12 protein-coding genes and 2 pseudogenes are annotated in these 12,407 nt (G+C 40.7%); 4 read left to right on the top strand and 10 right to left on the bottom strand.

Translation table 11 applies throughout. The annotated features are described in order from the left end of the window. Positions 1 to 93 (top strand): annotated as a pseudogene (locus tag LC586_RS37315) (IS5/IS1182 family transposase); the annotation flags it as partial. A 141-nt stretch (positions 94 to 234) separates the two neighbouring features. Here LC586_RS37315 and LC586_RS37310 read toward each other — a convergent pair. From LC586_RS37310 to LC586_RS37295, 4 genes and pseudogenes are all read right to left on the bottom strand, one after another. Further along, positions 235 to 1,028 (bottom strand): annotated as a pseudogene (locus tag LC586_RS37310) (IS5 family transposase). A gap of 233 nt (positions 1,029 to 1,261) precedes the next feature. Continuing rightward, entirely contained in the window at positions 1,262 to 2,050 is a 789-nt protein-coding gene (locus LC586_RS37305; protein ID WP_229490709.1) for a hypothetical protein, read from the bottom strand. 142 nt (positions 2,051 to 2,192) lie between these two features. Continuing rightward, positions 2,193 to 2,567, bottom strand: coding sequence for a transposase (locus LC586_RS37300; RefSeq protein WP_229490708.1), 375 nt, complete (start codon positions 2,565 to 2,567; stop codon positions 2,193 to 2,195). Further along, on the bottom strand, positions 2,548 to 2,883 hold the full coding sequence (locus tag LC586_RS37295; RefSeq protein WP_229490706.1) for a helix-turn-helix domain-containing protein: 336 nt from the start codon (positions 2,881 to 2,883) through the stop codon (positions 2,548 to 2,550). The genes LC586_RS37300 and LC586_RS37295 overlap by 20 nt, the downstream gene beginning before the upstream one ends. A gap of 104 nt (positions 2,884 to 2,987) precedes the next feature. On the opposite strand from LC586_RS37295, the gene LC586_RS37290 reads away from it, so the two are divergent. Further along, a complete protein-coding gene (locus LC586_RS37290; RefSeq protein ID WP_229490704.1) occupies positions 2,988 to 5,321 on the top strand; it encodes a Tn3 family transposase in 2,334 nt (777 codons plus the stop codon). A 74-nt stretch (positions 5,322 to 5,395) separates the two neighbouring features. Here the strand turns inward: LC586_RS37290 and LC586_RS37285 are convergent, their stop codons facing one another. Next, complete coding sequence (locus LC586_RS37285) at positions 5,396 to 5,533, bottom strand: hypothetical protein (RefSeq protein WP_229490711.1); 138 nt, start codon at positions 5,531 to 5,533, stop codon at positions 5,396 to 5,398. Positions 5,534 to 5,855: 322 nt separating this feature from the next. Between LC586_RS37285 and LC586_RS37280 the strand changes: the two genes are divergently transcribed. Further along, a complete protein-coding gene (locus LC586_RS37280) occupies positions 5,856 to 8,834 on the top strand; it encodes a Tn3 family transposase (RefSeq protein WP_229490703.1) in 2,979 nt (992 codons plus the stop codon). On the opposite strand, the gene LC586_RS40990 is transcribed toward LC586_RS37280, so the two are convergent. Together LC586_RS40990 and LC586_RS40985 are read right to left on the bottom strand one after the other, a co-directional pair. Continuing rightward, positions 8,831 to 9,013, bottom strand: coding sequence for a tyrosine-type recombinase/integrase (locus LC586_RS40990; RefSeq protein ID WP_267921796.1), 183 nt, complete (start codon positions 9,011 to 9,013; stop codon positions 8,831 to 8,833). The two genes, LC586_RS37280 and LC586_RS40990, sit on opposite strands and share 4 nt — an antisense overlap. After that, positions 8,934 to 9,452 (bottom strand): tyrosine-type recombinase/integrase, encoded by a 519-nt coding sequence (locus LC586_RS40985; RefSeq protein ID WP_267921795.1) that lies wholly within the window; start codon positions 9,450 to 9,452, stop codon positions 8,934 to 8,936. Before LC586_RS40985 ends, LC586_RS40990 begins: the two co-directional genes overlap by 80 nt. A 289-nt stretch (positions 9,453 to 9,741) precedes the next feature. Here LC586_RS40985 and LC586_RS37270 point away from each other — a divergent pair, with 289 nt between their 5' ends. Then, positions 9,742 to 10,023: a hypothetical protein gene (locus tag LC586_RS37270; protein WP_229490701.1), complete on the top strand. Its 282-nt coding sequence runs from the start codon at positions 9,742 to 9,744 to the stop codon at positions 10,021 to 10,023. 150 nt (positions 10,024 to 10,173) lie between these two features. On the opposite strand, the gene LC586_RS37265 is transcribed toward LC586_RS37270, so the two are convergent. From LC586_RS37265 to LC586_RS37255, 3 genes are all read right to left on the bottom strand, one after another. Then, positions 10,174 to 10,569 carry a hypothetical protein gene (locus LC586_RS37265; protein ID WP_229490699.1) on the bottom strand — a complete coding sequence of 132 codons (396 nt, stop codon included), beginning with the start codon at positions 10,567 to 10,569 and terminating at the stop codon, positions 10,174 to 10,176. Positions 10,570 to 10,773: 204 nt separating this feature from the next. Continuing rightward, entirely contained in the window at positions 10,774 to 11,415 is a 642-nt protein-coding gene (locus LC586_RS37260) for a tyrosine-type recombinase/integrase (RefSeq protein WP_229490697.1), read from the bottom strand. A 55-nt stretch (positions 11,416 to 11,470) separates the two neighbouring features. Further along, positions 11,471 to 12,094, bottom strand: coding sequence for a Uma2 family endonuclease (locus tag LC586_RS37255; RefSeq protein ID WP_229490695.1), 624 nt, complete (start codon positions 12,092 to 12,094; stop codon positions 11,471 to 11,473). Positions 12,095 to 12,407: the final 313 nt, after the last annotated feature.

Raw genomic sequence — 12,407 nt, 5'->3', positions numbered from 1 at the left:
CGTTTAAGTAAAGATTATGAAAGACTACCCCAAACCTCGGAGACATTTATCTATATTGCGATGATTCGTATCATGGTCAGACGATTGGCATGATTTTTGACTGGTTTTGACTTTTAAAACATCCTCTAAGCGTAACCTCTAGAACTACCGATTGGAATAATGTCAATTGGCGCAAAACTAATCGAATAGTGAGGAACCTTAGAGGGTGTTTGAAAAGTTTTAAGGAGTCAAAATTTAAGCAAGTCGCCTCACCATAATACGGATCATGGCAAGGTAGATAAAAGTCTCAGAGGTTTCGGGCAATAACTCATAATCTCTAACTAATCTTCGAGATCCCATCAACCAACCGTAAGTGCGTTCTACCACCCAACGTTTTTTGAGCCTTGGTAAAGCCCAAGGTCTGTTCTGGTCGAAGAACTACCTGGATAATCCAACGACAAAAATCCATGACCCAGTGCATAAACGGCGCACCGTCAAAACCGCCATCTACCCAGATAGTTGTCAGACGAGATACCTGGCGTGTAGATTGTTTGACTCGTTTGAGAACTTGTTTTCCCCCTTCTCGTTCACCCACATTAGCTGCTCTCACCAAGACTCGCTGTGACTTTCCCCAAGGTATCAACTGTCAGAAATCGCTTGCGTCCCGTGATTTTCTTACCTGCATCATACCCCACCCCAATACTTACCATTGCCGCACTTTTGACACTTTGGCTGTCAATAATCGCCTCCGATGTCCATCGATGCCGCGCCTGTTCTATCCTTGTCCACTCTCGCAGACAGTCATGGATGTGCAACCATGTTCCATCTTTACGCCAGTTTCGGAAATATGTGTACACTGTCTGCCAAGCGGGGAAATCTCCAGGCAATGCTCTCCATCTTACTCCTTCGAGCAAAACATAGAAAATCGCGTTCAAAACTTCCCACATATCAACTTCACGCTTGCGCCCACCTGGTTTTGCTTCTGGAATTAGATCGCTCAGAAATTCATACTGGGCCCGTGTCAGGTTGCTGGGGTATGCTTTACTCATGTTACTCTCTCGGTGCTGTTTATTATCTATTCACAGCTTATACTGAGAGAGATTTTTTACACCTTTTCCGACTTTTCAAACATCCTCTAAAAGGTATTGAGACAGGATATTTGTAAAAACCTGCATTTTGAGTCTCACTAATGCTTTATTTCTCGTTACTAAACAAGGCTTTTTAATCAAAATTTTATTTTGTAGAATCACTTACAGCATTGTGGCATTGCTTCTTTGTTGCATTAATCTCTAATTTCCAACTCCAGAACCTTCAACACCTTTTCTTCCAACCCCGTCAAATAAGCCCGATTCAGCTTCCCCAGCATCTCCAAAAACTTCTGCACCGACTCCTCCAGCCCACTCGAATATACCCGATTGATGCGATCGCTGATTTCTTTGATCTGCTCACATTCAGCAGGCAAGTAATCGTAAGACTTCAGGTGTTGTAACCCAACGGCGTACTCGCCATCCCAAATTCTTACGGTGCAACTAAACTCGTTTACTGCACTGACAATCGCCCAGCACCCACCTTTGCCTCTGAGTTCGGGGTTGTCCTTTGCTAGTATTTGGCACACCTCGCCAATTTGGTAGGTATTGGGTACTTGGGTTCGCTCCATGATGCGCTGCACAACATCTTTGACGATTCTACCAGTTGGCACTTTGCCGCCAGCAAGTTCTACTGCCCGTTGCCATACCTCCCACTGTTCTTGAGGTTCTAGCTTTGTAATGGGTCGGACTTGCCCTTCACTAGTGGGTAAAATTTGTGATCTATTTGTTGTCAAATCTTCAGGCGGCGAATTTTGACAACAAATTGTTGTCAAATTTTCATAGACATCAGCTGCTGCAATCAAGTAATTTGACTTTTGGCGACTATGCCCAAAGCGATCGCGGCAATAATCCTCAAACGTGCGGTGACTTGAACGGTAAAGCCGACGATCGCGCAATTCTGCCAGTGCCTTACCTGCCTTAAAAAATGCCCGCTCCACTTTCCTCTCCAGATGTATGCGATCGCTTTGCTCCTCCTGGGTCAACTCTGTTACTTCAACAGCACTAACTGTAATCGTTGCTGTAGCTGGGTTTTCTTCAAGGTCTTGATTATCTGGTGGCGTGTCGTTACTGGATGAAGCAGAGGTGGCTTTGTTGCGCTTACGGGGTGGTTTATATCAAATCCGGTTAAATGCACACAGTAACTTGGCTATTTGTTTGTGGCCACCAGTGGTAGCAAGTTAGACCACGAATTAAGTCGTGCTCGTTAGATAGTACCTTGCAACGTTGGAATAAAACTTCCTCTAATTCATCTAAGGAATCAAATGACTGATTAGCGATCGCTTCATTCGTGACAGGCCACAGTCTTTCTGCTGGTTGAAGTTCAGGTGAGTGCGAAGGCATCAAGATAATATGAATACCTTCTGGAACTTCTAGTTCATGGCTAGTGTGCCATCCAGCTTGATCCATTGCCAAAATAATTCGGTTGTTTTTGCCAACCTGAAAATGTTTAGCGAAATCAGCTAAAACTAGATTAAATATGTCAGTTCTTACATCTAACATTTCCCCACATCGGGTCAGCAGCACCCCCAGGATTCCAACATTGGGGGCAAAACTTAATCGCTGGCATTGCCACAACCTCTTCCCCCCTAACAACAGCCTGCAAATACTCAACCGGCACAGATAAAGCCAAGGCAAGACCGCTAAGAGTTTTATGACTGAGTTTCATCGTCAGTCCCCGTTCAATCTTCCCCACAGACCGAGAATGAATGCCAGCAGCATCGGCTAACTCAAACTGAGTTAAATTGAGTCCCTTCCTGATCCGCAAAACATAGTCAGCTAGGGATTCTCCATGTTTTGGTGTCTTAAAAGTATCCATAAAATGCTGTCAATGCTCTTATCTAAAGATATATAATTTATGAATAAATTACCTTGCTAAAAACACACTTTTTTCAGTGAAGCAAGCTGTCACATTGGCCACCGTTGCAATCCTTCCAACGGCTTGGTTATTTTCCCCACCCCGAACTAGTACCAATTGCGGTTATCAAACATTTGCGGTTGTGTTTAAAGTTACAAGATTGGGTAAAAGCAATTCCATCCGAACGCCAACGCTACACTTATCTTCAGGCGATTCGGGATTACCTGAAAGTCAAACAGTATGATAAAGCAGCTCAAAGATTAATAGCCGCATTAGTTGCAGAAGCTGCGGAGGTTAAAGACCATCCTGCTGATTTAATCAATGTAGCCATTGAAGAATTAGTTAAAGAAAGATACGAGTTACCAGCATTTAGTACCCTTGACCGATTAATTCGCCACATTCGTTCAATGGTCAATAATCGCTTGTTTGCACTTTGTTCTGAGGGACTTTCCATCAACGAGCAGATTTATTTAGACCAATTGCTAGCGGTGACAAATAATGAGCTAGATGAAAATGCCACTCTTAATTTACTAAAATCGCCACCTAAAAGTGCCAAACTTAGTGGGATGAAACTCCTACAAAGTAAGTTTGATGTTCTCATGACCTTTGGTGATGCCAAGCGACTGCTGCAAAGTATTGCGATAATTGAAGCATTAAAGTTCGTGTTAGAAAATCAACACAAACGCGCCAAGTATTTACCTTTTGAGATTGATTTAGATTTTATTAGTAGTAACTGGCGTGCGCTAGTTGTAGAAGAAATTGATGGAACTGAGGTTTTGGTTCGTCAGCAGTTAGAAATTTGCATCTTTTCAAATCTAGCAACTGAATTTAAAACAGGAGATGCGTGTGTTGTGGGTTCATCAAGTTATGCCGATTTCCGCGAACAATTATTGAGTCATGCTGAATGCGAACCTTTGATAGAAGAATACTGTCGCTTACTTGAATTTCCTGCTAACCCGGATGACTTTGTTAAACACCTTCAAGATAAATTAGCGCAGGTAGCTTTCGTTGTAGATGAGATTTGTGCGGTTGATAAACAATTCACTATCAATAAAGACGGAGAACCTGTACTTAAAAGAATCCCATCCCTAGCTCAAACGGATGAAGTGGAAGAATTAGAATCAAAAATTCGGGCTTTGATGCCGGAGCGCAGTATCTTAGAAATCCTTTGCAATGTTGAGCATTGGTTGAATTGGACAAGGCATTTTGGTCTATTTTCAGGAAGCGAACCAAAAATATCTGATCCTGCTGAACGTTATATTTTTACTACCTTTAGCTATGGCTGTAATCTTGGCCCTAATCAGATGGCTCGTCATTCCCAAGGTGCAGTGACAAGTCACATGATTTCTTATACAAACCGTCGCCATATTAGTGCTGCCAAAATTGAAGCTGCAATTCGGGATATTATCAATACTTACAACCGTTTTAGTTTACCGTCTTGCTGGGGTACAGGGAAAAAGGCTGCTGCTGACGGAAGCAAGTTTGAGATATACGAGAATAATTTACATAGCGAATATCACATCCGCTACGGTGGTTATGGTGGTATCGCCTATCACCATGTCTCTGATAAATATATTGCTTTGTTTACTCACTTTATCACCTGTGGTGTGTGGGAGGCTGTCTATATTTTGGATGGGTTGTTGAAAAATCTCTCAGATATTCAACCAGATACTTTGCACGCAGATACTCAAGGTCAATCTGGGCCTGTGTTTGCTATTTCCTATCTTCTCGGTATCAAATTGATGCCGCGTATCCGTAACTGGAAGGATTTAACTTTTGTTCGCCCCAGCGCAGATGTTACCTACAAGCATATCGAACCGTTGTTTAAGGGCGTGGTCAATTGGAATTTAATCAAGACTCATTGGTATGACATGATACGTGTAGTACTGTCAATTAAGGCAGGCAAGGTGATGCCTTCGACGCTTCTACGTAAGTTGGGTAGTTATAGTAAGAAAAATCGACTTTATCAAGCTTTTCTTGAGTTGGGCAAGGTAGTACGAACAATGTTTTTGCTCGACTATGTTTCTAATGTGGCTCTTCGCCATGAGATTACAGCAATAACGAATATTGTGGAGATGTACAATGCCTTTCTTGACTGGGTGTTCTTCGGTAAGCTGGGAGCGATTACTGAAAATGATCCTATTGAGCTTGAATTGCGGCTGAAGTATCTTGATTTGGTAGCAAGCGCAGTTATTTTGCAGAATACGGTTGATATGTCGTTGGCTATCCAAACGTTAATGTCACAGGGAGAATTGATTCCCATGCGACACCTTGCAGCAATGAGTCCATACATCACAAGACATATTAAAAGATACGGTGATTATGTAGTGAATTTACACAATATCCCCCAACCATTGGAAGCTGCTATTAATCTTCCACCAGAAATCTTTGAAACATAGATATATCAACGGTTTCCAGACCATCTTGCAGGTTTTTACACGTATCTGATACCGTTGGCGAATTCCCCAAACAGCTAAACTGAACCGATTAGTTCAGCAATGAAACGATTGAGAACCTTCTGAGCAGTTTTATACCCAGTAGCTTGCTTACCTAACTTCAGTTGGGACAAAATGCGATCGCGTAAAATTTCAAGTTCTGAAGTCGGTGGCAAACCGACAGGTTGTTTAGCGCTTGTGGTATTAGATATCTGATGTGACTCACTCTGCCGTGTAGGCGAAAATAGAAGGTTCGTGTCATCAGGTGCAGCCTGTGGCTAGAACACTTGATATATATGGATTCTAGCCTCTGAATAACTTTTCTCTATTAGCTCCCTTTTTGCCCCTAACTCATAATTTTTCTAAATATATATTTTTTTAAGCGTTTGACAAATAGCTTAAAGTCTGTGTGGTTGATTAATTTCTTATAGTGCAACAATCTTTTCTCATACACTGCTTGAGAAATACTCAGGCTTTCAAATGATGGGAAGAAGATGAATGGTCAAGCCAAATTGGGATACAGAAGAATTAATTGAAAACTGGACACTTCTGCCAACGGAATTAGAATTAGTCAGAAACAAAGTCGGCGGTAATCAGATTGGGTTTGCTTTGTTCTTAAAACATTTTCAGATTTTTACCTATTTTCCTGATGAAAAATCGTCTATTCCCCAAATTATTATCTCTTACATAGCAAATCAACTTCAAATTCCTGAAAGCTCATACTCAGATTATGATTGGCAAGGACGAACCGCAAAAGTTTATCGTGTTGAAATTCGTCGTTTATTTAATTTTAGAGTAGCTACCGTCCAAGATTCAGTAGAAATGAGCGACTGGCTAATTAAAGAAGTATTACCTCACGAACAAAAGTTTGAATCACTCGTTGAAAGTGTCTATCAAAGATGGAGAGAACTGCAAATCGAACCGCCCACATCAGGAAGGATTGAGCGTTTGATTCGTAGTGCTATCAGTCAGTATGAAAGTGAATTCTGCTATCACACACTTTCTGCGTTATCAAAAGAAAACCTGGCTAAAATTGATATTCTCTTAACCACAGAACATTCAGAAAATGCAGAAGAAAAACAGGATTCTCTGAAGCTAAAAACTTCTGAGTTTGCCTTTCTCAAAACAGATCCGGGGCCTGTTGGCTTAGAAAGTTTCCTAACTGAAATCGAAAAACTCAAACGGATTCGCGGTATTGGTTTACCCCTTAACTTATTTGAAGGAATATCACCCAAACTAATTAAAACCTACCGTCATCGGGCGGCTACAGAAACTCCTTACCTTTTACGACAACATCCCCCGGCGATTCGCTATACTCTCATGGCAGCCTTTTGCATTCAACGCGCTCAAGAGATTACTGATAATCTCATCGAATTACTAATGTCAATTATTCAACGAATTGGGACAAGGGCGGAAAGGCGTATCAACAAAGAATTAGTCTCGGACTTTAAAGAAGTAACAGGAAAAAATAATATTTTATTTCGCATTGCTGAAGTAGCTGTAGCTGAACCTTCGGGAGTTATCGAAAAAGTTATATATCCTGTAGTTTCTCAGAAAACTCTTAGAGATTTAGTGGCTGAATATAAAGCAACTGGTACAGCTTATCGTCAAAGAGTACATACTATAATGCGTTCTTCTTTTGCTAGTCACTATCGACGGCTGATTCCGCAACTATTAGAAGTCTTAGAATTTTGTTCTAATAATGATATTCATCGCCCTGTAATTCAGGCATTAGAGCTACTAAAAAAATATGCTCAAAGTAAATGCCGATATTATGGCAACGGAGAAAGTATACCGATTGATGGAGTTCTTAAAAGTGGTTGGAAAGAAATTCTCTTAGAAAAAGATTCTGATGGCAAAGATAGAATCAACCGAATTAACTACGAAATTAGCGTTTTACAAGCTCTGAGAGAAAGACTCAGTTGTAAAGAAATTTGGGTAGTAGGAGCATCTCGTTATGGTAATCCAGATCATGATTTACCTACTGATTTTGAACAACACCGTCAAGTCTACTATCAGGCTTTAACCCTTCCATTAGATGTAGAAACTTTTATCTCAAACTTACAAGAACAAATGGCACAGGGGCTAGAAAAATTAGATAAAGGAATGCCTAAGAACCAAGATGTTACTATTATCGGGAAGAAAGGTCAAAGTTTTATTAGACTAAGCCCTATAGACCCTGCACCTGAACCCATTAATCTTAAACAACTCAAGGGAGAAATTAACCGAATTTGGGAGCATACCAATCTCTTAGATATTCTTAAGGAAACGGATTTAAGAGTAGATTTTACCCATAATTTCACCAGTATGGGTACAAGAGAGATTATAGACAGAGAAACACTACAAAAGCGATTATTACTGTGTCTTTATGGCATGGGAACTAATACTGGATTAAAGAGAATTAATACAGGTATTAATGGCGAAAACTATCAAGATTTACTCTATGTACGTCGTCGGTATATCCACAAAGACCAGTTACGCAGTGCAATTGGTGATGTTATTAATGCTATCTTCTCTATTCGCTTATCTCATATTTGGGGAGAAGGAACTACTACTTGTGCCAGTGATAGCAAACATTTTGGCGCATGGGATCAGAATCTTCTAACCCAGTATCATCTCCGTTATGGGGGTCGAGGAGTCATGATTTATTGGCACGTCGAGAAGAAATCTACCTGTATCTATTCCCAACTCAAAACTTGTTCTAGTAGTGAGGTAGCAGCCATGATTGAAGGAGTTTTACGTCACTGTACTAATATGAATGTGCAGAAAAACTATGTTGATAGTCATGGTCAAAGTGAAGTGGCGTTTGCCTTTACTCACCTATTGGGATTTCAGTTAATGCCCAGATTGAAACGGATTAAGGTACAAAAGTTATATCGTCCTTACGTTGGACAAAGTGATGCTTACCCTAATCTACAACCGATTCTGACTCGCCCAATCAACTGGGATTTGATTCGTCAACAGTATGACCAGATGGTGAAGTTTACTACTGCTTTAAAGTTGGGAACAGCTGAAACAGAGTCAATTCTCAAACGTTTTAGCAAAAATCCCTTTAAACATCCTACTTATCTGGCATTATTGGAATTAGGTCGGGTGATAAAAACGATTTTTCTGTGTCAGTACCTTGACTCAACAGAGGTACGGCGAGAAGTTAATGAAGGATTAAATGTAGTAGAAAGATGGAATGGGGTTAATGATTTTATCTTCTACGGTAAGGGTGGAGAGTTTGCTTCTAATCGCTTGGAAAGTCAGGAGTTATCAGTTTTATCTTTGCACCTATTGCAGATATGTTTAGTCTATGTGAATACTTTGATGATTCAGAGTGTTCTGGAGCAGAAGCATTGGCAGCAAAAGTTAACTGAAGTCGATAAAAGAGCAATTACTCCTTTGATTTTCAGTCATGTCAATCCTTATGGTACATTTAAGCTGGATCTCAACGAAAGAATTGCTGGTTTGACACAACAACTGGTTGCTTAATCCCTCCAGAACTTTTCAAATCTTTGCGGTGACATTTGAGTATAACGAACTGTGTGGTGTATATTCTTATGTCCTAAATAGTCTTGAATTGCTCTGGTATCATGACCTTGAGCAGCTAAATAGTAGCCACAAGCTTTCAGGTAGTTGATGAGGATGAACTGTCCAAGCGATTTTAGCAATTTCTCCCGCTCTGGCTATGATATGACGGATTGAACGAGTTGATAGAGGTGCTTTGCGTTCGGATACGAAAACGTAACTCGAATCGGGGTAATCTCTTTGAATTTGACGCAAAGCTCTTAATTCGGGAGAACGTAGAGGATGTATGCTGTCATGACCATTTTTGACACGATGTATCTCTATATAACCTCCTACTAAATCTATTTGCGACCATTTCAAAGCCACTAATTCGGCAGTTCTTAGTCCGTGACGAAACATCAATAAAATGATTGCTCCATCTCTAACACCATGACGACCTACTTTTTGAGCAGCACCAATCATGGCGTTGACTTCTGATGGCCGCAGATATTCTCTTTCCCTCTGAGATGATTTTTTGGACGGGGGAGTATTTTGAGAAAATATCTTTGCCGAAAATAGATGTTGGATAGTGATAGATAGCATGGGTCAAGTCCTCATGCTGAGGTCTATATTTTCATTGTACTTTGCCTAGAAGGAGACAAACTAGGCAATGTTATCATTTGTATTTCTTATCAATTAACCCTCAAAAATCGGTCATTTTTACAAAACTTTGCAAGGCTGCACCTGGTGACACGAACCTTCTATTTACGCCAAGGTCGCACCACCAAAGGAAGAGATTGACTGGCAAGCCAAGACTGATGCTGAGGTTTGGGGGAGCAAAACGGCTGGGGCAGCTGTAGAAAAAATTCGTAGGTCTTATCAGGCTATCTGTTTGTACAACGATACTGTAGCGACTGGAGACTCAGATCGCTTGGCAGTGACTAACCAAGCGCTTAGGGATTTGTCGGGCTGTAACGGGTTACTAGTGCGTGACTGGATTGAACAGCACAAGGATGAAATAATCAGCCATAACGCCAAGTTCGGCATGGAAAACAAGAAAGACCCCAGTAACCCTGCCAGCTATGCCAATAAAGGGAAGGACACAGATAAAATTCTGTTGCTGATAAACGACGAATTCTTGAGCGGTGAAGCCTTTAAAGCAGGGAGAAATTAAAACGGCGTTATTGGTCTGAATGCTTTACTGTAGAAGCTTTTTGGTGGATGTCGTCTAACGTCCATTTCCCGACATCTCACCATCACAACCATCTTGTCAAATACGCGTATAGCAACAATTAATACCAAAAGCAGAGCGACAATAAAGACGTTAGAAGTTAAATGTTCCTTTTTCCGTTGCATTCACTGTCCACCTACCTCCCTGAACATCACGACACAAAAGGTCAGCTGTGCGGTTTTTACTGGTCATCTGTAGAACCGCGATATATGAACCTGAGTGAGTACACCAAGATGATTTTGTATACCATCGCTCACCATTGGCGTAATTAATCCATTTAGAACCTGCACGATCATAACAAAGAGCATCTATCCCGCCTTTACCGTCAAAGTTCCCATATACTATGCGTGCGCCAGAATGTACACACCAACCTTCGGGTTTAATTTCGGCAGCAGATACAAACTCTTGGTTCATCAAACACATACCAAATGATGAGATTGTAACTGCACTTGCTAAACTAAAGGCTTTAAAAAGTATGGATGTCTTCATAATTATATTTCTCCACAAAAATTATTACTACCAAAGAAAGGCAATATCGGTAGTTCTTAGTTGCTAGTTATTACTTAAAGTAGACATCTTTTTTTCTACAAAACACGGAATCTTAAAAATTATTTACTATCTTGAACACTTACATTCGTCACTACTGGCTGATTGTCGCCTCTACCCAGCCATTGCAATTAACCTAAATCCCTATTAGGGATAATGTGCGTCAATTTCAAGTTTTTTATCTGTGTCTAGCTCTACACCATTACTAGTCACAGGTGACAACATAGCCAAACTCGCTGCCGCTCCCAACACCTGCTCGTCAGTCACTTCTAAATATCTCTGCAACTGCTCCAAATTCCGATGCCCAGATATCTCCTCAATAACTCTCAAGGGTATGCCAGCATTGCTCATCTGAGATAATGCTGTCCTTCTGAAACTGTGCGTACTCACGCCAATTATCCCAACTTGTTTGCAAGCTACTCTCAAAATCCTAGAGGCAGAGTCTTCGCTGATGTGTCCATCACTGCGACCGGGAAACAGATAAACATCTCCTGCCAGGGGGTAATATTCAACCAGTAAACGCCGTAAGTCTTCAATCACTGGGATTGACCGAGTTGCAAGTTTCCCTTTGGTGTTTGACTTTCTGATAACCAGCCGGGGTCTAACGTTGCCTTTGGGTGTGTAGATATCTTGAGTTTGTAGCGTACAGCATTCACGGATTCTACAGGCGCTAAAAAGACAGACAGCAAATAACGCTCTATCCCGGTCGTTGCGTAGCCCAGTAGCGAAAATTAGCTGTATTTCTGACTGCGTAAGAATCTTAGCGCGTCCGTGCCTGTTGATTTTCATTGCGCTGACTGTAGAAAGAGCAATCCACAGCCTACAGCTAATGTGGACGGCTAAGTTAATAACTCGCTGAAAAAATCTGTTGAGCAGTTAAATTTAATTCTGGAAATGTTGGCGACTCTATACGGTCGTCTCCTCTAAATTGTTTACCACGATATTCGCCCTCATCATTTAAAGAGTAAATTGTGATTATTGGCTGTTTGGGGTCGCCTATCAATTCCTTGCTACCCAAAGCTGCATAATCCACAATCCAATATTCTTTGATACCCATTTCTTCATAGTCAGCAAACTTTTTATGATAATCATCTCTCCAGTTAGTACTGACCACTTCAATCACTAATGGTATTGATTCCGCTTTAGTAATTATCGATTCATTTTCCCAATATGCCTCATTTACTAAATTAGGAAGATTTAGTAAAAGAACATCTGGGAAGTATCCTGATATCTTATTTTCCAGTTTGACTAAAGTTTTACTTGGTATACCGTACTCAAGTTTAAGACGGTGACATTCGACCATTAGAATCATTACTAAAAACGCCACAATTTTTTCATGTTTTCCTTTCGGTAAAGGCATTTGTATAATTTCTCCGTCGTATAATTCGTAGCAAATGTTTTCTGGTTGTGTTTTTAAAAATTCTACAAATTCATCAAATGTGAATAGTTTTTGTAGAGATTGTGTCATTTTCCTAACTCTCCAGCATCTAATATTTTGGCTAGTGATTGAGCGTCGTTTGTTTCAACTCGGTACTACCTCACATTGTAAAAATTATTCCCACAGGTAGAGTTTAGAAGAATTTAAAGCATTAAAGCGTCAACTTAACGCCAAGTCCAACTAACTCCCACACCACCCTAAAACCCACACTAACCCCAATACTGCTCGGTTAAGGAAAATGAAGGGTAAAACAAAGAAAATTTTGTTCGCGTATGTTCTACGAGAACAAAATGAGATAATTCGACTTACTTTTTCTCTTTGAGGCTATCGTACAAGTCCACCC

Source organism: Nostoc favosum CHAB5714, from assembly GCF_020829495.1.
GTDB classification, from domain to species: Bacteria; Cyanobacteriota; Cyanobacteriia; order Cyanobacteriales; family Nostocaceae; genus Nostoc; species Nostoc favosum.
Note: the sequence above shows the minus strand (reverse complement) of the source record. Positions and strands in the feature narration are given on the sequence as shown.